We start from the raw sequence: 19996 nt of genomic DNA on the forward strand, positions 1-19996 counted from the left end.
CCCGGGCGGTGCGGCCGGCCGCCGTCAGCGGCGGGTGCGCAGGCCGTAGCCGTACCGGAAAAGGGGTTGGTAGTTCTTGTCGCCGATGTTGATCGGCACCTGATCGGCCGAGCGCGGCCAGGTCACCGGCAGCCTCCCGGTGAACGGCTCGCGGCCGAACAGGACGTCGGCGACCCCGGCCCCCTCACTGCCGGGCAGCCAGGAGGCGACCACGGCGTCCATCTCGCCGAGCCGGTCGGTGATCAGCTGCGGCCGGCCGGAGACGATCAGCACGACGCACTTGGCGGCCGCCGCGCAGACCTTGTCGACCACCGCCTGATCGCCCGGTTGCAGGCTGAGCGACTTGGGCTCGTGCTGCGGCTCGGTGCACCAGGAGCAGACCGGCCCGCCGACGTCGCCGAAGCCCTCCGCGTACGGGGTCTCGCCGACCACCACCACGCCGATGTCGTCCTTGCCGATCGGCGCCGACGCGTCCTTGCTGTAGGTGATCGTCGCTCGCGGGGCGACCTGCCGGATCCGCCCAGGACGGTGGTGCCCGGGATGGCGTCGCCGGACCGGCCCTGCCAGTCGATGGTCCAGCCGCCGGCCTGGTTGCCGATGTCGTCGGCGTTGCGCCCGGCCACGTAGAGCTTGGCGTCGCGCCTCAGCGGCAGCAGATCGCCGCGGTTCTTGAGCAGCACCTGCGACTCGGCCACGGCCTGCCGGGCGAGCGCCCGGTGCGCGGCGCTGCCGACCTCGCCGAGGTGCGCGGTGGAGGCGTACGGATGCTCGAAGAGTCCGATCTGGAACTTGACCCGCAGGATCCGGCGGACCGCGTCGTCGATCCGGCTCATCGGCACCCGCCCGGCCCGCACCTCGGCGGTGAGCAACTCCTCGAAGCGGGCCGCGGTGTTCGGCTCCATGAACATGTCGATCCCGGCGTTGACCCCGTCCCGGACCTGCTTGGCGGTCGGCCGCGGCTCGGTGGCCGGCACCGTCTCGTCGGGCAGCTGGTGGATGCCCTCCCAGTCACTGATCACGAAGCCGGAAAAGTCCAGCCGGCCCTTTAGCGTGCCGGTGATCAGCTCCCGGCTGGCGTGCATCTTGGTGGGGTTGCCGACGCCGTCCTCGGTCCAGTCGACGCTGGAGAACGACGGCATGACGGTGTACACGCCACGCAGGTTCTTGTAGGGCGCCAGGTCGATCCGGTCGAAGTCCGCCCGGCTGGTGACGGTGATGCCCTGGTCGATGGTGTAGTCGCCGTTGCCGGTGCCGTACTCGGTGTCGCCGTCGCCGGCGTAGTGCTTGACCGTGGGCAGTACGCCGCCGCGTTGCAGGCCGTCCACAGCGGTACGCATCCGGACGACGAGACCGGGGTCCTCGCCGAAGCTCTCGTAGGAGCGGCCCCACCGTTCGTCGCGGCTGACGCAGACGCACGGCGCGAAGTCCCACGGGATGCCGGTCGCCCGGACCTCCGCCGCGGTGGCCCGGTACACCCGCTCGACCAGGCGCGGGTCGCGGGTGGCGCCGAGGCCCACGTTGTGCGGGAAGACGGTGGCGCCGTACACGTTGCCGTGCCCGTGCACCGCGTCGATTCCGTAGATCATCGGGATGCCCAGCGGGGTGGCCAGCGCCGCCCGCTGGAACTCGTTGACCATCGCGACCCAGCTCTCCGGGGTGTTCGGGGTGGGTACCGACCCGCCGCCGGAGAGTACCGAGCCGAGCCGCCACCGGGTGACCAGCGACGGGTCGGTGGCGACCGCGCCGCGCTCGGCCTGGGTCATCTGGCCGATCTTGTCGGCCAGGCTCATCCGGCCCAGCAGGTCGGTGACGCGTTTCTCCACCGGCTGCCGGGCGTCTCGATAGAGTGGCGTGGTGGCCGCCGTGGCGGCGCCCGGCAGCAGCGCGACGGCAAGCGCGCACATGGTGACGCCGGCGAGGGTCCGTCTGTTCATGTCGCCCTCCTCAGGTATCGGTCACTCTCGATACTCGGTTTCGGCACGTCTTGTTTCCAGCTCGGCATTTCCAGGTGATAGCGGCAAGCGACATTGCTGAAAAAGGTCACGCCGCGCTCATTGCCGGGCGCATGCTGACGGAATGGCCGTGTTGCTGATCGCCGAGGACGACGAGGACATCGCCGCCGTCCTGACCCGGGTGGCCAAGCGAGCCGGTGTCACCGTGCTCCGCGCGCCGGACGGGCAGGCCGCCCTCGAGATGATCGAGCAGCAGAAGCCGGACGCGCTGCTCACCGACCTGGGCATGCCGCGGATGGACGGCTGGGCGCTGATCGAGCGGATCCGCGCGGATCCGGAGACCCGGGACCTGCCGGTGGCCATTCTGAGTGGGCAGCTCACCCCCGGTGACCCCCGCGCCGCCGAGCTGGCCTGCGCGGTGCTGCTCAAGCCCTGTCCGAACGACCGCCTGATAGCGGCGATCCACGAGCTGCTCAGTCACGAACACGACCAGAGCTGTTTGGGCTGAATCGTACATATCGGTGTATAAAGGGCGTGGGTCCGCAACGGCGCGGGCCCTCGTTGAGAAGTGAGCCGAACATGGTGATGCTGGGCGCTGTGGTCACGCCGGACAGCGACGCGTTCCTCGGTGTCCTGTTGCAGAGCCTGTCGGTCGGGGTGGTGGCCTGCGACGCCAGGGGCCGGCTGGTCTTCGTCAACCGGGCGATGCGCGAGATCCGTGGCCTGCCCCTGGACGGCCCGGTGCCGGAGGACTACGCCGAGGTGTCCGAGGCGGTGATGACCACGCCGGACATGCGCCCGCTGCGCTGGGAGCAAACGCCGGTGATGCGGGCGCTGCGCGGCGAACGGGTGGTCGCCGAGGACGTCTGCATCCGGCTGCCGGGTCACCCGGTGCGCTGTTTCGCCTGCACCGCTCATCCGATCTTCGACGCCGAGAACCAGCTGCTGGGCGCCGTCTCGGTGGCGCACGAGGTGACAGCGCTGCGCCGCGCCGAACGGTTCCGGGCCTGCCACCTCGCCGTCGAGCACGTGCTCAAGCAGTCCGTCACGGTGCAGGCCGCCGCGCCCGAGGTGCTCCGCGCGGTAGCCGTCACGCTCGGCTGGCCGTGCGCCGAACTGTTCCTGATCGACGACTCGGCGGGCGGCGCACTGCGCTCGGTCGGGCACTGGGACACCGCCGGCGCGACGACGCCGGATGAGTTCTTCGGGCACCGGCCGCGGCGCGGGGAGGGGATAACCGGGCGGGTCTGGGAGACCGGGCAGGCCATCTGGCTGCCGGACATCGGGGCCGACCTCGAGCTTCGCACCGCCCACGAGCGGGAACGGGCGCGGATCTGCATCGAGCGGGGGATCCGTACCGTGCTGGCCGTGCCGGTCAAGGACGGCAACACCCTGCTCGGCGTGCTGACGTGTTATGCCGGTGCCCAGGAGCGCCACGAGGATCTGCTCACCGTGCTGGTGGACGGGGTGGCCGCGCAGATCGGGGTGTTCGTGGCGCTGCGCCGGGCCGAGGAGCTGGCCCGGCAGCTGGCCCGGGCGCAGAACGACTTCGTCGACCTGATCGGGCACGAGATGCGTACCCCGCTCACCTCGATCACCGCGAACGCCACCATCCTCGCCGAGGACGCGGCCGGCCTGGACCACGACGGCCGGCAGATGGCCCGGACCATCGCCCGCAACGCGGCGGTGCTGCAGCGGATCGCCGAGTCCCTGCTCGACCTGGCCGGCCTCGACGGCGGGCACCTGGGCCTGGAGAAACGCCGGGTCGACCTGGCCGCCCTGGTCGCCGAGGCGGTGACCGCCGCCCGCTCCACGATCATCACCGAGCTGCCCGGCGAGCTGCTCCTGCCCGCCGACGCCGACCGTCTCCGCCAGGTGCTCGACGACCTGCTCGCCAACGCCGTGAAGTACAGCCCACCCGGCGCGCCGATCCGGGTGACGCTGCGCAGCGCCGACGGGTGGGCGGAGCTGCGCATCGCGGACACCGGCATCGGCACCCCGGAGTCCGAGCGCGACCGGGTGTTCGACCGCTTCTTCCGCGGCAGCAACGTCCGGCACCAGGGCACCCACGGCAGCGGGCTGGGGCTGAGCCTGGCCCGCGCGATCGTCCGGTTGCACGGCGGCACCATCCGGCTGGGCGCCAACCACCCGACCGGCACCGTGGTCGGCGTCCGCCTCCCGCTCCACGGGTGAGCCGCCGCGCGGGGGCGGGCCCGTAGCTGTTCCCGTCCGCCCGCGCCGGCCGGCTGGTCGTGGTGGTGGTGTCCGGGTGGGGGATGGGGCCGTGCGTGCCAGCCCGAGCGCTGGGGCTGGTCGTGGTGGTGGTGTCCGGGTGGGGGATGGGGCCGTGCGTGCCAGCCCGAGCGCTGGGGCTGGTCGTGGTGGTGGTGTCCGGGTGGGGGATGGGGCCGTGCGTGCCAGCCCGAGCGCTGGGGCTGGTCGTGGTGGTGGTGTCCGGGTGGGGGATAGGGCCGTGCGTGCCAGCCCGAGAGCCGGGCGGGCCGAGGACCGGGCTATGGGGACCGGCAAGGGGCGGGGCTTGTGCGACGGGTGCGGCGGCGAGGGGCGGAGCCGTAGCCGTACCGGGAAATGGCGGAGCGCAGGGGAAGCGGACAGTGATCCCGGGCAGCGGTCCGCTTCTGATCGTCAGCGGTCGAGGGCGTCGAGCAGGGCCGTGCCGTGCAGGCCGCCGTTGATGCCGAGCCAGCGGAGTGGTTCCGGTTCCCAGCGGCGCGAGCGATGGCCTACCCAGGGGAGCCGGGTGAGGTCGGTGTCGTGGCCCAGGATCAGGTCGGTGAGGGTACGGCCGGCCAGGTTGGACGCCGCGACGCCGTCGCCGACGTAGCCGCCGGCCCAGGCCACGCCGTCGCGCAGGCCGACGCTCGGCATCCAGTCGCGGGGGATGCCGAGCGGGCCGCCCCAGCGGTGGGCGACCGGCACCTCGATGCCGAACAGCTCCTGGACGGTGTGCCGCAGCCTGCCGAAGACGGCCGGGACCCGGTCGTACTCGGGGCGGACCCGGGAGCCGAAGTGGTACGGCGCGCCGCGGCCGCCGAACGCCAGGCGATCATCGGCGGTCCGCTGGCCGTAAATAATCAGGCGGCGCTCGTCGGTGAACGTCTCCCGGCGGCGAAGGCCGATCCGGTCCCACACCGAGGGCGGCAGCGGCTCGGTGGCGATCATCAGGGAATAGATCGGGGCCAGGTCGCGGCGGTGCCCGGGCAGCTCGGCGGTGTAGCCCTCCAGGGCGCGGACCACGACATCGGCCCGGACCGTGCCGCGGTCGGTGACCACCTCGCCGGTCGTCACGGTCAGCGCCCGGGTGTCCTCGTGGATGGTGACCCCGAGCCGCTCGGCCGCCTCGGCCAGTCCGCGGACCAGCTTGGCGGGGTGCAGGGCGGCGCAGTGTTCACTGTAGACGCCGCCGAGCACGCCGGTGGCGTCACAGATCGCCCGGGTCGCGGCGGCGTCGAGCCGGTCGGCGGGCGCCCGGCGCAGCTGGCCGGGGGTGCGGATGAGCGAGATGACGCCGCCCTTGGCGTAGTCGCACTCGATGCCGGTCCGCCCGATCTCGTCGACCGCGTCGGCCAGCGCGGCGTGCATCGCCTTGGCCGCGTCGGCGCCGCACCGGCGGGTCAGCGTGGCCTCGGAGACCGGGAACAGGCCGGACGCCCAGCCGCCGTTGCGGCCGGACGCGCCGAATCCGCAGAACTCCGCCTCCAGGACGACGATCCGCAGGTCGGGCCGCGCCCGGGCGAGGTAGTACGCGGTCCACAGCCCGGTGTAGCCGCCGCCGACGACGGCCACGTCGGCGTCCCGGTCGCCGGGCAGGGCGGAGCGTCGCTCGACCGGGCCGAGCGACTCAAGCCAGAAGCTCATGTGTCATCTGGTTCCCCAGGCGTAGGTCTGTTTGGCGAGCTTGAGGTACATGAAGGTGTCCACCGCGGCGACACCCTGGATCGTCCGGACCTTCTCGTTGAGCAGGTCCAGCAGGTGCTCGTCGTCGGTGCAGACCAGCTCGACCAGCAGGTCGTAGCGGCCGGCGCAGATCACCACGTAGTCCACCTCGGGGATGGACGCCAGCTCGTCGGCGATCTCCCGGAGGTCGCCGTTCACCCGCAGGCCGACCATCGCCTGCCGGGCGAAGCCCAGGGTGAGCGGGTCGGTCACGGCGACGATCTGCATCAGGCCGTTGTCCAGGAGCCGCTGTACGCGTTGGCGCACAGCGGCCTCCGAGAGACCTATCGTCTTGGCGAGCGTGGCGTACGACATCCGCCCGTCCCGCTGCAGGTGGTCGATGATCCGCTTGTTGATGTCGTCCAGCCCCGTCTCGCTCACGGCGCGATTCTTCCCTGTGAGCGTGCTCCCGGGCTAGTTCCGCAGGGCGTCACGCAGAATGTCCAGCCCACGGTGGAGGTCCTGGTCGGAGATCACCAGGGGTGGCAGGAAGCGCAGCACGTTGCCGTAGGTGCCGCAGGTGAGGGTCAGCAGGCCGGCGTCGTGGCAGGCCTTCGACACCGCCGCGGTCCGGGCCGGATCCGGCTCCAGGCTCCCCGACTTGTTGATCTCCACGGCGATCATCGCACCGCGCCCCCGCACCTCGGCGATGCCCGGGACATCGGACAGGGCCGTCGTGATCGCCACCTCGATGCGCCGCGCCGCGGCGGCGAGATCCAGCTCCCGCATGGTCTCGATCGCGGCGAGCGCGGCGGCACACGCCACCGGGTTACCGCCGTAGGTCCCGCCGAGCCCGCCGGCGTGCACCGCGTCCATCAGGTCGGCCCGCCCGACCACGCCGGCGATCGGCAGTCCGCCGCCCATCCCCTTGGCCGTGGTGATCAGATCCGGCTCCAGGCCCTCGTGCTCGGCGGCGAACCACTGCCCGGTCCGGCAGAACCCGGTCTGGATCTCGTCGGCGATGAACACCGCACCGGCCTCGGCCGCCCAGGCCGCCAGGGCCGGCAGGAAGCCCGGCGCCGGGACGACGAAGCCGCCCTCGCCCTGGATCGGCTCGATCAGCACGGCCGCCACGTTGCCGGCGCCGACCTGCTTCTCGATCACGTCGATCGCCCGGCGGGCCGCCTCGGCGCCGTCCAGCCCGCCGTCGCGCAGCGGGTAGGACATCGGCGCCCGGTAGACCTCGGGCGCGAACGGGCCGAACCGGTGCTTGTACGGCATGTTCTTCGCGGTCAGCGCCATGGTCAGGTTGGTCCGGCCGTGGTACGCGTGGTCGAACACCACCACCGCCTGCCGGCCGGTCGCGTGCCGGGCGATCTTGACCGCGTTCTCCACCGCCTCGGCGCCGGAGTTGAACAGCGCGGCCCGCTTCTCGAACGTGCCCGGAGTCAGCTCGATCAACTGCTCGCAGACCGCGACGTACGACTCGTAGGGCGCGACCATGAAGCAGGTGTGGGTGAACCGTTCCACCTGCGCCCGGACCGCCTCGACCACCTTGGGCGCGGCGTTGCCGACGTTGGTGACGGCGATGCCGGACGCGAAGTCGATCCACTCCCGGCCGTCGACGTCGGTGAGCGTGCCGCCGCCGGCGCTCGCGACGTAGGACGAGATGGTCGAGCCGACGCCGCGGGCGACCGCCGCGACCCGCCGCTTGTGCAGCGCCTCGGACGATGACGACGTCATCACGCCCCCACGTGGTGCATGACGTGCTTGATGCGGGTGTAGTCCTCCAGGCCGTACACCGAGAGGTCCTTGCCGTGCCCGGAGTGCTTGAAGCCGCCGTGCGGCATCTCGGCCACCAGCGGGATGTGGCAGTTGACCCAGACGCAGCCGAAGTCGAGCCGCTGGGTCATCCGCATCGCCCGGCCGTGGTCCCTGGTCCAGACGCTGGAGGCGAGGGCGTAGTCGACACCGTTGGCCAGCCGGACCGCGTCGTCCTCGTCGGTGAACTGCTGCACGGTGATGACCGGGCCGAACACCTCGTTCTGGATGATCTCGTCGTCCTGGCGCAGGCCGGCCACCACGGTGGGCGACCAGAAGAAGCCGCGGTCGCCGACCCGGGTACCGCCGGCCTCGATCGAGGCGTGGTCGGGCAGCCGGTCGATGAACCCGTTGACCCGGGCCAGCTGGCCGGCGTTGTTGACCGGGCCGTAGAGCACGTCCTCGTCGTCGGGTGCGCCGGTCTTCGTCGCCTTGGCCTGCTCGGCGAGCGCGGCGACGAAGTCCCGGTAGACCGCCGGGGCGACCAGCACCCGGGTGGCCGCGGTGCAGTCCTGACCGGCGTTGAAGTACCCGCCGACCGCGATGTCCGCGGCGGCCGCCGCGATGTCGGCGTCCTCGAAGACCACGACCGGGGCCTTGCCGCCCAGCTCCAGGTGGGTGCGCTTGAGGTCGGCGGCGGCCGAGCCGGCCACCTCCATGCCGGCCCGCACCGAACCGGTGATCGACACCATCTGCGGGGTCCGGTGCTCGACCAGGGCACGGCCGGTGTCCCGGTCGCCGAGCACCACGTTGAAGGCGCCGGCCGGCAGGAACTCGGCGGCGATCTCGGCCAGCATGACGGTGGTGACCGGGGTGGTGTCGGACGGCTTGAGCACCACCGTGTTGCCCGCTGCCAGGGCCGGCGCGATCTTCCAGACCGCCATCATCAGCGGGTAGTTCCACGGGGTGACCTGGGCGCAGACGCCGACCGGCTCGCGGCGCACGTAGCTCTCGAAACCGTTCAGGTACTGCCCGGCGGAGCGGCCCTCGAGCAGCCGGGCGGCGCCGGCGAAGAACCGGATCTGGTCGACGGCCGGCGGCAGCTCCTCGCTGGCGGTCAGGCCGAGCGGCTTGCCGGTGTTCTGCGACTCGGCGGCGACCAGCTCGTCGGCCCGCGCCTCGACCGCGTCGGCGAACTTGAGCAGCGCCTTCTGCCGGTCGCCGGGCGTGGTGTTGCGCCACTGGTCGAACGCGGACGCGGCGGCCGACATGGCGCGGTCGACGTCCTCCTTGCCGGAGACCGGGGCGGCGGCGAAGACCTCGCCGGTGGTCGGGTCGACGAGGTCCGCATACCTGCCGTCGGCGGGCGCGACGGCGGCGCCGGCGACGAAATTGTGCAGTACCTTCTTGGCGGTCATCCGGCCTCCAGCTTCGGGATCAGTGCATGCCGCCCCATCTTTTCCGCTGAATCCGTAGCGAACAAGGGGTCACAGGCATTTTTCCGTGTTCAGGGATGGCGCCGGACGGTGAGCACCGCGACGTCGTCCCCGGGTTGCTCGGTGCCCGCCGCGCTCATCACCGCGGTGCACACCGTCTCCGCATTCTCCGCCCGGACCAGCCCGGTGAGGCGCTCCAATCCGGTATCGATCACCTGGTCCCGGCGTTCCACCAGGCCGTCGGTGTAGCAGAGCAGCACGGCGCCGGGCGGGAAGTCGAGGCTGGTGCTGCGCCGGCCGGAGATGCGCGGGCCGACGCCGAGCGGCGGGTCGATCACGATCCCGGCCAGCGCCGCCGGTGTGTCCGGGCAGGCCAGCACCGGGGGCAGGTGCCCGGCCGAGGAGATCACGATCCGCCCGCGGTCCGGGCTGATCATCGCGTACAGGGCGGTGGTCAGGCTGCCCGCCTCGAAGTGGTGCACCTTGCGGTTCAGCAGGGTGAGCGCCTCGGCCGGGTCGGCGCAGATCAGCGCGTACGACCGCAGCGCGCTGCGGATCCGGCCCATCACCACCGCCGATGCCAGGCCGTGACCGGAGACGTCGCCGATCACCACGCCGAGGTGGCCGGTGGGCAGGGCGAAGACGTCGTACCAGTCGCCACCGATGCCGAAGGCGTGCCCGGGGACGTAGCGCGCGGCCATCTCCACGCCGGGGATCTCCGGCAGCCGGGCCGGCAGCAGGCTGCGCTGCAGGGCCAGGGCGGCGGCCTGGTCCAGCCTGTCCGACTGGATCCGGCCGGCCATCCCGGCCCGGTCCGCGACTAGCTCCAGCAGGCGTACGTCGTCCGCCCCGAACCGCCGCGGCGTCAGCGTCCCGACGTGCAGCACCCCGACCAGGTCGGTGCCGACCAGGATGGGCACGCCGAGCAGCGACCGGATCCCCTTGCGCACCAGGATCGGGTTGACCACGTCGGCGGGCGTGACGTCGGCGATCCGCACCGGTCGCCGCCCGGCCGCCACCCGCCCGGCGAAACCGCGCCCGACGGCGACCCGGAAACCGGCGCGGACCTCCTCCTCCAGCCCTTTGGCGGCGGTGGCGACCAACTGCTGGGCGTGCTCGTCCAGCAGCAGGATCGCCGCGGTGTCCACGTCGAGCAGGTCGCGGATCCGATCCAGCAACTCGTCCATCAGGTCGGAGACGTCGAGGCGCGACAGTGCCGCATCGGTGACCGCCTCGAACCGCCGCAGCCGCTCGTCGTCATTGATGCGTCGGGGCACGGTGTCAGCCTAGTGTCCGCTCACCTGGGCGGACGGCGATGAGCGGTTACGATTCGAGCGGCCGGACCTCCACCGGGGTCACCAGCCGGCGGTCGGCGCCGGCCGGCCGGACCGGGCCGGTGAGCCGGACGGTCGCCGCGCAGGGCAGGTCACCGGCCGAGGTGCCGACGAGAACCCGCAGGTCACCGGGCTCGACGACGCGCCGCAGGTCACGACCGGCGAACGCGGTGCGGTCGGTGTGCACCCGGAAGGTCACGTCGGCGCCCGCGCCGGCCGCCAGCTCGACGCGATGGAAACCGGACAGTTGGCGTACCGGACGGGTGACCTGGGCGACCGGGTCGGCGAGGTAGAGCTGGACCACCTCGGCGCCGTCGCGCTCGCCGGTGTTGCGGACCCGGACGGTGACGGCGAACTCGCCGTCGGTCGGCACCGACTCGGCGCTGAGCCGCAGCTCGTCGACGGCGAAGGTGGTGTAGGAGCCGCCGAAGCCGAACGGGTAGAGCGGTGTCGGGTCGAGGTTGCTGACCCCGCTGTGCGTGGCGCCCAGGATCGGCTGCAGGTACGTGCCCGGCTGCCCGCCCGGGTGCCGCGGGATCTGCACCGGCAGCTTGCCGGTCGGCTGGATCCGGCCGCTGAGCACCCCGGCGATGGCGTGCCCGCCGGCCTGTCCCGGCATGAACGCCTGGACCAGACCGGCCACCCGGCCGTCCAGGTCGCCCAGGGCGTACGGCCGGCCGGAGACCACCACCACGACCAGCGGGGTGCCGGTGGCCAGCAGCTCCGCCAGCAGCTCCGGCTGGACGCCGGGCAGCCGCAGGTCCTCGGCGTCGCAGCCCTCGCCCGAGGTGCCCTTGCCGAACAGGCCGGCCAGGTCGCCGACGAACGCCACCGCGAGGTCGGCGCCGCGGGCCGCCTCGACCGCCTCGGCGAAGCCGCCCCGGTCGTCGCCGGACACCTCGCACCCGCGGGCGTAGGTGATCTCGCCGGCGCCGAACTCGGCGCGCAGGCCGTCCAATGCGGTGGGGATGTCCAGGCCCAGGCCGAGCTGCGGGTACCGGGGGAGTACGTGGTTGGGGAAGGCGTAGCAGCCCAGGAAGGTCCGCGCGTCGTCGGCGCACGGGCCGATCGCGGCGATCCGGAGCGGCCGGGTGATCGGCAGCGCGCTGCCCGCGTCGAGCAGCACTATCGACCGCTCGGCCAGCTCGGCGGCGAGCGCCTGGTTGGCCGGCGCGTTCAGGTCGGTGACCGGCGCGGCCAGCACCGAGTCCTCCGGCGTCCAGCCCGGGTCGAGCAGGCCGAGCCGCGCCTTCTGGGTGAGCAGGCGGCGGGCGGCGCGGTCGACCAGCTCCTCCGGCACCTCGCCGCGGCGGACCTTGGCGACCAGCTCGGCGCCGTACCCGATGGTGTCCGGCAGCTCGACGTCGATGCCGGCGGCCAGCGCCTGCGCGCCGGCGTCGGCGTTGCCGCCGGCGATGCCGTGCATGGTGGCCAGGAACGGGATCGCCCAGTAGTCGGAGACGACGGTGCCGGTGAAGTCCCACTCGTCCCGCAGCACCTCGGTGAGCAGCCACGGATCGGCGCCGGCCGGTACACCGTCGACGTCGGAGTAGGAGTTCATCACCGAGCCCGCGCCGCCGATCCGCACGGCGGTCTCGAACGGGGGCAGGATCAGGTCGATCAGCTCGCGGCGGCCCATCGGCACCGGGCCGTGGTTGCGGGCGCCGCGGGAGGCGGAGTATCCGGCGAAGTGCTTGAGCGTGGCGATCACCCCGGCGCTCTGCAGCCCCCGGACATAGGCCGAGCCGACCATCGAGACCAGGTACGGGTCCTCGCCGATGGTCTCCTCGACCCGGCCCCACCGGTAGTCGCGGACCACGTCGAGCACCGGCGACAGTCCCTGGTGCACGCCGAGCGCGGCCATGTCCCGGCCGATCGCCGCGGACATCCGCTCGATCAGGTCCGGGTCGAAGGTGGCGCCCCAGGCGAGCGCCGCCGGATAGACGGTGGCGCCGAACGCGGTGAACCCGGTCAGGCACTCCTCGTGCACGAGCGCCGGGATGCCGAGCCGGCCGGCCATCACGACGCGCTGCTGGCGGACCAGCTCGGCGGCGCCCTCGGCGGGGGAGAGCGGGACGCTGCCGTACACCCGGGTCAGGTGGCCGAGGCCGTGCCGGGCCGCGGCCTCCAGCGGGACCGAGCCGCCGGCCGCGAAGACGTCCTGCATCGGCGCGACGTTGTGCTGCTCCTCCGGGTCGTAGCCGTCCTCCTGCGCGGAGTCACCCATGTCGTTGCCGACCCAGCGGCTACCCAGCTGCGCGACCTTCTCCTCGAGGGTCATCTCGGCGAGCAGCGCCTCGACGCGGTCGGCGACGGGGAGCGCCGGGTCGCGCCAGGGCTGGGTCACCTGTTCTGTGGTCAACGTTTCCTCCGAACGGTTCCCGAAAGTTTCGGGGGCCTTGACGAGCGCGCCGGCATAACGAAAGTGCCTGCCGACGGTGCCTACTCTGGCGCTCAGGGCACGGTTAGGGCAAGGGCCTTGACACCCGTCACAGCGAAACCCTACGTTAACGAAACCTCGCGTTAATTTGCGGCTGTCACTCGAAAGTTCCGGAACTCAGTGACCGCCGTCGCCATCGCTTTATCACCTCCCGCGGCTCGCCGCGGCTTGCTTCGACTACGGAGAACAGCGTGAAGCGCAGGAACTTTCTGAGTCTCACCGCGGGTGCCGCCGCGGCCACCGGTCTCGCCGCGTGCGGCAGCTCCGGCCCGTCCGACACCGGCAGCGGCAGTGGCTCCGGCAGCGCCGACGCCGCCAGCTACTGGTTCCTCAGCGGCCCGCCCGGCGAGCCGATCCGGCAGGGCGCGGTGGACCGGTTCAACAAGACCGGCCAGGGCCAGATCAAGGTCACCACGTTCCAGAACGACACCTACAAGGACAAGCTGAAGACCGCGCTCGGCGCGGGCCAGGCCCCGAGCATCATCTGGGGCTGGGGCGGCGGCGGCCTCAAGAGCTACGTCGAGGCCGGCCAGGTCGACGACCTGACCGACTGGTTCGCTCAGAACGCCGCGGTCAAGGACCGGCTGTTCAAGTCGTCGTTCGGCCCGGCCACCGTGGACGGCAAGATCTACGCGATGCCGGCCGAGACCGTGCAGCCGATCATCATGCTGTACAACAAGGAGGCCTTCGAGAAGGCCGGCGTGCAGAACCCGCCGCAGACCTGGGGCGAGCTCATGTCGCTGGTCCCGAAGTTCAACGCCAAGGGCATCGCGCCGTTCTCGCTGGCCGGCCAGTCCCGCTGGACCAACATGATGTGGCTGGAGTTCCTCTTCGACCGGATCGGCGGCCCGGAGGTCTTCGGCAACGCCTACAACGGCCAGAAGGACGCCTGGAGCAACCCGGCCGCGATCGACGGCCTGACCAAGATCCAGGACCTGATCAAGGCGAACGGCTTCATCAAGGGCTTCGCGTCGGTCACCGCCGACTCGAACGCCGACCAGGCCCTGCTCTACCGCGGCAAGGCCGCCATGGAGCTGCACGGCTCCTGGTCGTACGGCATCATCAAGGCCGATGGCGGCAACTTCATCAAGGACGGCAAGTTGGGCTTCTTCAACTTCCCGGCGGTCGAGGGCGGCAAGGGCGACCCGACGAACACCGTCGGCAACGCCGGCCAGTACCTCTCGATCTACTCGAAGGCCTCCGACAAGCAGAAGGAAGCCGCGAAGAACTTCTTCAAGACCCTGCTCGACGACACCGAGCAGCAGGGCTGGATCGAGAGCGGCGGCGTCCCGATCGTCCAGGGCTCGAACGCCAAGCTGGCGAGCTCCCCGGACAAGGACTTCCTCAACTTCATCTACGACGTGGCCAGCAAGGCCGGCAACTTCGCCCAGTCCTGGGACCAGGCGCTGAGCCCGACCGCCGCCGAGACGCTGCTGGAGAACATCGCCAAGCTGTTCCAGCTGAAGATCTCGCCGCAGGAGTTCGCCACCAACATGAACGCGGTCATCGGCAAATGACGATCGCACCCCCGGTAGTGCGGACCGCTCCCCCCACCGCTTCGCGCGGTGGGGGGAGCGGTTCCGTCTCCTGGATGGCCTGGCCCGCGCTGATCGCCTTCACCATCTTCGGGGTCATCCCGCTCATCGGCGTGCTCTACCTGAGCTTCACGTCCTGGAACGGCCTCACCGAGGAGATCCCGTTCGCCGGGCTGGACAGCTGGAAGTCCGTGCTGACCGACCCCGGCCTGCCGCACGCCCTCTGGGTCACCTTCCTGATCATGGCGCTCTCCTGGATCGCGCAGACGCCGATCTCGATCCTGCTCGGCGTCTTCATCGCCGCGCACTCGCGCTACCGCGGCGTCCTCGCGGTGCTCTTCTTCATCCCGCTGCTGCTCAGCCAGGCGGCCATCGCGATCACCTACAAGATGCTGCTGGACCCGAACTTCGGTCTCGGCGCCGGTCTCGGCCTGGAGTTCCTGCAGCAGGACTGGCTGGGCGACAGCACGCTGGCGGTCGGCGTGGTCATCTTCGTGGTGTCCTGGCAGTGGATCCCGTTCCACTCGCTGATCTACCAGGGCGGCGTCCGGCAGATCCCGGCCTCGATGTACGAGGCGGCGGAGATCGACGGCGCCGGCCGGGTCCGCAAGTTCTTCAGCATCACGCTGCCGCAGCTGAAGTACACGATCATCACATCGTCGACGCTGATGGTGGTCGGCTCACTGACCTTCTTCGACCTGATCTGGGTGCTCACCGCCGGCGGTCCCGGCGACGCCACCCGGGCGCTCGCGGTCGACATGTACCAGCGTGGCTTCAAGGCCGCCCTGATGGGCCCGGCCAGCGTCATCGCCGTCATCCTGGTGCTGCTCGGCCTCGGTCTGGCCCTGCTGCTGCGCCGGCTCGGTGGCCGCGACGCCACCGAGAGCCAGCTGGAAGGAGCCTGACATGACGACCATGCTCGACAGCCGGCAGTCCGGGAAGGCGGCCCACACGGCGCCCCCGTCGACCGGCCGGCGCTCCAAGCTGTCGCAGTACAACTGGCTCGGCGGTCTGGCCGGCTGGCTCTGGCTGGGCGTGGTGATCGTTCCGATCTACTGGATCGTGATCACCAGCTTCAAGCTGCAGGCCGACTACTTCTCCACCAACCCGCTGGCCCCGCCGTCCGACCCCACGCTGGAGAACTACCGGTTCGTCCTGGAGCACGACTTCGTCAGGTACTTCTTCAACAGCGTGGCCGTCACGCTGGGCGCGGTGGTCCCGGCCATCGTGGTGTCGTTCATGGCGGCGTACGCGATCGTGCGGGGCAGCTCGGCGAGCCGGTTCCTGCGTTCGGTGAACGCGGTGTTCCTGATGGGTCTCGCCGTCCCGCTGCAGGCGGTGATCATCCCGGTCTACCTGATCATCATCAAGCTCAAGATGTACGACACGCTGGGTGCGATCATCCTGCCCTCGATCGCCTTCGCCATCCCGCTCTCGGTGCTGGTGCTCTCGAACTTCATCCGGGACATCCCCAAGGAGCTCTTCGAGTCGATGCGGATCGACGGCGCCACCGAGTGGGGCACGCTGTGGCGGCTGGCGCTGCCGCTGACCCGCCCGGCGCTGGTGACCGTCACCATCTACCAGGGGCTGCAGGTGTGGAACGGATTCCTCCTGCCGCTGATCCTGACCCAGAGCCCGGACCGGCGGGTCCTGCCGCTGGCGCTCACCGCGTTCCAGGGGCAGTACAACATCAACATCCCTGCCGTGCTGGCCTCCGTCGTGCTGACCACGCTGCCGATCCTGACGCTGTACGTCATCGGCCGCCGTCAGCTACTCAGTGGCCTGACCGCGGGTTTCGGCAAGTGACTTCGTGCTCTCCCGCACGATCAGCTTGGTGACCAGTTCCACCCGGGGAGTCTCGATCGTCTCGCCGCGCGACAGTCGCAGGACTGTCCGCGCGGCGAGCGCTCCCATTTCCGCCAGCGGCTGACGGATCGTGGTCAGCGGCGGCGAGGACCAGCAGGCGTCCGGCAGGTCGTCGAAACCGATCACGCTCAGGTCATCCGGCACGCGCAGGCCCCGGCGGCGGGCCGCCTCGTAGACCCCGAGCGCCATCTGGTCGCTGGACGCGAAGATCGCGGTCGGCCGGTCCGGTCGCTCCAGCAGCCGCCCGCCGGCCTGGAAACCCGACTCGTTACGGAAGTCGCCCTGCTCCATCAGGCTCGGGTCGACGGGCACGCCGGCCGCCTCCATGGCCGCCCGGAACCCGTCGAGGCGGGCGCGACTGCACAGCAGGTCCTTCGGCCCGGCGATGAACCCGATGCGCCGGTGACCGAGGCTGATCAGGTGATCGGTGGCCGTGCGGCCGCCCGACCAGTTGGTCGCCCCGATCGTCGGCACGTCGGTCGCGGCGCCGCCGGCCGGATCGATGATCACCACGGGCACCCGCAGCCGGTGCAACTCGGTGTGCACCGGCTCGGCAACGTCCGAGGTCACGAAGACCACCCCGTCGGAGGCGCGGGCACGCAGGTTCTGCAGCCACTGCCGGGTCGCCGTGGTCCGCCGGTGCACCTGGGACACCACGGTGCCGACGCCGGCCGCGTGGGTCACGTCCTCCACGCCGCGGACCAGCTCCAGCGCCCACGGGCTGTCCAGGTCGTTGAAGACCAGGTCGATCAGCCGGGCCCGGCCGGAATGCCGAGAGTTACGGGGACGGTAGTCGTGCTCGCGGAGCAGCCGCTCGATGAGCTCACGGGTCTGCGGCGAGACGTCGGAGCGTCCGTTGAGCACCCGGGAGACGGTCGGCACGGAGACGCCCGCGGCGTCCGCGATGGCCGCGATGGTGACGCGTTGCTTGCCGGCAACCATGGGGGCGCGCTCCTTACCCGCCGGGGTGCAGCGTTGGCCGCCTGCGATGTCTGCAACTTCCGGACCCGGCCCCGAAATCATGCCATGCCCGGGCATCACTTCAACACGCTGGAAACCACCCGTTTTGAGTTAACCGGTTAAGCTTCAGCAGCGGTTTTCCCGTGGGAGCGCTTCCGGCGAAAGCCCCGAAACTTCCGGAGAGCGCTTCCACGAACACGTCAGTGGACGACACTGCCCAGGTCAACGCCGGGTTGGGGGTTGCAGCGCTGCAGCGAAGCACGGCAAAAGCCGCCATGTCCGTTCAGCGAACAGGCGGTGACGCACGTCATGATCATTTGTGGGTGGGGAGCCGGAGCTCCCCACGCCGTCAGGAGAACCGGGGGATGACCTCTTCGGCGAACGCGAGCAGCGGCTCGTGGTCGTACGCCACCCGCGGAATGTAGGTGATCACGTAGTCCGCGCCGGCCTCGGCGACCTGCTCCACCCGCGCGCGGATCGACGCGGTGGACTCACCCGGCTCCAGGTGCAGGCTGGTCGACTTGATGATCCGGTCGTAGTCGGTGCCCTGCTGGTCACAGTGCCCGCGCAGCACGTCCAGCTTCTGTTTGATCACCGCCGGGTCGCCACCCCCGACGTTGCAGGCGTCAGCGTACTTCGCCACCAGCTTCAGCGTCACCTTCTCGCCGCCGCCGCCCAGCCACAGGTCCGGCTTGCGCTGCCCGGCGCCCTTCGGCTGGTTGATCGGCCCGTCGATCCGGTAGTGCTCGCCGTGGAAGACCGGCGCCTCCTCGGTCCACATCCGGTGCACGATCTCCACGGCCTCCCGGAACGCGCGCATCCGCTCCGGGACGTCGGCCCACTCGTACCCGTAGGCCTTCCACTCGTGCTCGTACCAGCCGGCGCCCAGCCCGGCGTACAGCCGTCCGTGGCTCGCCACGTCCACCGTCGAGGCGATCTTCGCGAACAGCGACGGATGCCGGTACCCGTTGCACCCCACCATCTGCCCGATCCGCACCCGGCTGGTGTCCCGGGCCAGCGTCGAACTCACCGTCCACGCCTCGAACGTCGTGTTGACCGTCGGCTCCGGCACGGTGTGGAAGTGGTCGTACACCCACACCGAGTCCCACGGGCCCGCGTCCGCCAGCTTGGCCACGGCGGTCATCGCCTCGTACTGCTCGACCGGATCGTCGATCTCCACGAGGTCCATCCGCCAGCCCTGCGGCACGAAAACCCCAAACTTCATGCTCATGCAAACAACCTACCGAGCGGCACCTCTCCGGGCTCGGGGAAGCCGCCCACCGCCGGCCCGGAGCAAACCCCTTTCCGGTACGGCCGCGGCGCCCGCCGCGGCTTGCCGTCTCGGGTGTCACACCAATTCCCGTCCGGTGCGCCGGCGGCCTCGGCGGCAGTGCCGGCGGGCCATGGCGGCCGCCGCGTGGCGAGTCGCGAGGCCGGTATCAGCGGAGGCGGCGGCGCAGCGCGTCGATGGGCCCGCGCGGTGCTGGCTCCGGGAGCAGCGCGCGCAGTTCGGCGTCGGTGGCCGGCCGGACGTTCCGGGCCGCCTCGCGCAGGCGGTCGCGGTCGACGGCCAGCCCGCCGGTGACGTGGATCAGGTAGGGGAGGCGCTGGAGCAGGTAGCCCTGCTGGTCCGTCGAGCGTTCGTAGGTCAGCCCGCCCGGCTCCGCGGCGCAGGTGTATTCCAGCGAGCAGGTGACCGGGCCGGTCGGCTTCGCCACCCGCAGGTCGATCATGGCGTCCTCGATGCCGTTGATGCCGTCCGAGGGTTCGTACTCGGTGCCGCCGGAACCGAAGTAGAGCAGGCGATAACCGGGAGCCGGGGCGACGAAGTACTCGCGCTCGCCGGTGGCCTGGCGCGCCGCCAGTTCGGCGCTGGTGGCCGGTCGCGCGGCGCGGACCGCCGCGCGCAGCGCGGGACGACTGACCGTGTCGGTGCCCTCCACGGTGATCAGCGTCCCGCCGGCGCGGCGCAGGTAGGCGTGGCTGGTGCCGCTCGCCGACGTGACGTGGAGCAGGCCGCCGGACTCCGTCTCGCACTTGCCGATGTCGCTGCCGAACGCGCCGGAGCGGGTCGCGTACAGCAGGTGGGCGGCGCAGGTCTCGGGATGCCTGCCGATTTCGAACGGCTGGGTGTGGACGGTGTAGAAGCGGGCCTGCGGGATCAGCGCCGGGTCGACCGGTTCGAAGCGGTCGCCGCCGAACTCCGGGCCGTATCGCAGGGCGCCGACCGGACGGTATCCGGGTACGCGGAGCGCCCAGAAGTCGTCCCGCTGCTTGCCGGCGTGGGCCAGCCGCTCGGTCAGGTCGTCCGGGGCGGACGCGCGCAAGCCCTGAAGTCCGACGCCGGCCACCACGGCCAGCAGCACCGCGGAGACGACCGGTACCGGCCAGGGTTTCGCCAGCAGACCGGCGACCAGGACGAACGCCAGACCACCGAAGAACAGGATGCCGGTGTTGCCGTGCGACAGGCCGAACCCGGCGGCGTCGCTGACACCCCAGCCCAGGCCCCACAGCGCGCCGCCCAGCCCGGCCACGAGCACCGCCCACAGCAGTCGCCGGCCGGCGGTCGCGCCCAGCCAGGTCGCCTCCCGGGTGAGCCGGACCACCAGGAACAGCACCGCCACGTCGGCGGCCAGCACCACCGGCACGAGGAGCTGGCCGGCCGCGCCGCCACCCCAGATCGCGGCGAGCAGGAACCCGCCGCTCACCAGCGGCGCGACGGCCCCGAACAGCCAGACAGCGAACAGTTGCGCGGTGACACGCACCGCCGGGCCGGCCACCGGATCGTCGTCCATTCCCGACATCCTGGCAGCCG

General features: G+C 71.4%; 15 protein-coding genes and 1 pseudogene. 5 read left to right on the top strand and 11 right to left on the bottom strand.

The window, feature by feature from the left end:
• Positions 1–24: 24 nt before the first annotated feature.
• Together Actob_RS43885 and Actob_RS43890 are read right to left on the bottom strand one after the other, a co-directional pair.
• Positions 25–579 (bottom strand): glycoside hydrolase family 3 protein, encoded by a 555-nt coding sequence (locus tag Actob_RS43885; RefSeq protein ID WP_328518441.1) that lies wholly within the window; start codon positions 577–579, stop codon positions 25–27.
• A gap of 272 nt (positions 580–851) precedes the next feature.
• Positions 852–1934, bottom strand: a pseudogene (locus Actob_RS43890) (glycoside hydrolase family 3 protein); the annotation flags it as partial.
• Between the two features lie 142 nt (positions 1935–2076).
• Between Actob_RS43890 and Actob_RS12385 the strand changes: the two are divergent.
• Complete coding sequence (locus tag Actob_RS12385) at positions 2077–2460, top strand: response regulator (RefSeq protein ID WP_284920280.1); 384 nt, start codon at positions 2077–2079, stop codon at positions 2458–2460.
• Positions 2461–2531: 71 nt separating this feature from the next.
• Positions 2532–4145 carry a sensor histidine kinase gene (locus Actob_RS12390; RefSeq protein WP_284920281.1) on the top strand — a complete coding sequence of 538 codons (1614 nt, stop codon included), beginning with the start codon at positions 2532–2534 and terminating at the stop codon, positions 4143–4145.
• Positions 4146–4598: 453 nt separating this feature from the next.
• Here Actob_RS12390 and Actob_RS12395 read toward each other — a convergent pair whose 3' ends face one another.
• From Actob_RS12395 to Actob_RS12420, 6 genes are all read right to left on the bottom strand, one after another.
• Complete coding sequence (locus Actob_RS12395; protein ID WP_284920282.1) at positions 4599–5831, bottom strand: NAD(P)/FAD-dependent oxidoreductase; 1233 nt, start codon at positions 5829–5831, stop codon at positions 4599–4601.
• A 3-nt stretch (positions 5832–5834) separates the two neighbouring features.
• Complete coding sequence (locus Actob_RS12400; protein WP_284920283.1) at positions 5835–6290, bottom strand: Lrp/AsnC family transcriptional regulator; 456 nt, start codon at positions 6288–6290, stop codon at positions 5835–5837.
• Between the two features lie 33 nt (positions 6291–6323).
• Positions 6324–7592 carry a 4-aminobutyrate--2-oxoglutarate transaminase gene (gabT, locus tag Actob_RS12405; protein ID WP_284920284.1) on the bottom strand — a complete coding sequence of 423 codons (1269 nt, stop codon included), beginning with the start codon at positions 7590–7592 and terminating at the stop codon, positions 6324–6326.
• On the bottom strand, positions 7592–9028 hold the full coding sequence (locus Actob_RS12410; protein WP_284920285.1) for a gamma-aminobutyraldehyde dehydrogenase: 1437 nt from the start codon (positions 9026–9028) through the stop codon (positions 7592–7594). Before Actob_RS12410 ends, gabT begins: the two co-directional genes overlap by 1 nt.
• A gap of 89 nt (positions 9029–9117) precedes the next feature.
• Complete coding sequence (locus Actob_RS12415; protein WP_284920286.1) at positions 9118–10323, bottom strand: PP2C family protein-serine/threonine phosphatase; 1206 nt, start codon at positions 10321–10323, stop codon at positions 9118–9120.
• 46 nt (positions 10324–10369) lie between these two features.
• Complete coding sequence (locus Actob_RS12420) at positions 10370–12742, bottom strand: glycoside hydrolase family 3 N-terminal domain-containing protein (protein WP_328518427.1); 2373 nt, start codon at positions 12740–12742, stop codon at positions 10370–10372.
• 269 nt (positions 12743–13011) lie between these two features.
• Between Actob_RS12420 and Actob_RS12425 the strand changes: the two genes are divergently transcribed.
• The 3 genes from Actob_RS12425 (at position 13012) to Actob_RS12435 (ending at position 16161) form a co-directional block, all read left to right on the top strand.
• Positions 13012–14337 (top strand): extracellular solute-binding protein, encoded by a 1326-nt coding sequence (locus Actob_RS12425; protein WP_284920287.1) that lies wholly within the window; start codon positions 13012–13014, stop codon positions 14335–14337.
• A 74-nt stretch (positions 14338–14411) separates the two neighbouring features.
• Positions 14412–15260, top strand: coding sequence for a carbohydrate ABC transporter permease (locus Actob_RS12430; protein WP_284920288.1), 849 nt, complete (start codon positions 14412–14414; stop codon positions 15258–15260).
• Position 15261: 1 nt separating this feature from the next.
• The gene (locus Actob_RS12435) at positions 15262–16161 is read left to right on the top strand and encodes a carbohydrate ABC transporter permease (protein ID WP_284920289.1); all 900 of its coding nucleotides are present in this window, start codon (positions 15262–15264) and stop codon (positions 16159–16161) included.
• Here the strand turns inward: Actob_RS12435 and Actob_RS12440 are convergent.
• From Actob_RS12440 to Actob_RS12450, 3 genes are all read right to left on the bottom strand, one after another.
• Entirely contained in the window at positions 16126–17163 is a 1038-nt protein-coding gene (locus tag Actob_RS12440) for a LacI family DNA-binding transcriptional regulator (protein ID WP_284920291.1), read from the bottom strand. The two genes, Actob_RS12435 and Actob_RS12440, sit on opposite strands and share 36 nt — an antisense overlap.
• 367 nt (positions 17164–17530) lie before the next feature.
• Positions 17531–18412 (bottom strand): LLM class F420-dependent oxidoreductase, encoded by an 882-nt coding sequence (locus Actob_RS12445; RefSeq protein ID WP_284920292.1) that lies wholly within the window; start codon positions 18410–18412, stop codon positions 17531–17533.
• A gap of 208 nt (positions 18413–18620) precedes the next feature.
• Positions 18621–19976 carry a hypothetical protein gene (locus tag Actob_RS12450; RefSeq protein WP_284920293.1) on the bottom strand — a complete coding sequence of 452 codons (1356 nt, stop codon included), beginning with the start codon at positions 19974–19976 and terminating at the stop codon, positions 18621–18623.
• Positions 19977–19996 lie beyond the last annotated feature (20 nt).

This window comes from Actinoplanes oblitus (assembly GCF_030252345.1).
Taxonomy (GTDB): Bacteria; Actinomycetota; Actinomycetes; order Mycobacteriales; family Micromonosporaceae; genus Actinoplanes; species Actinoplanes oblitus.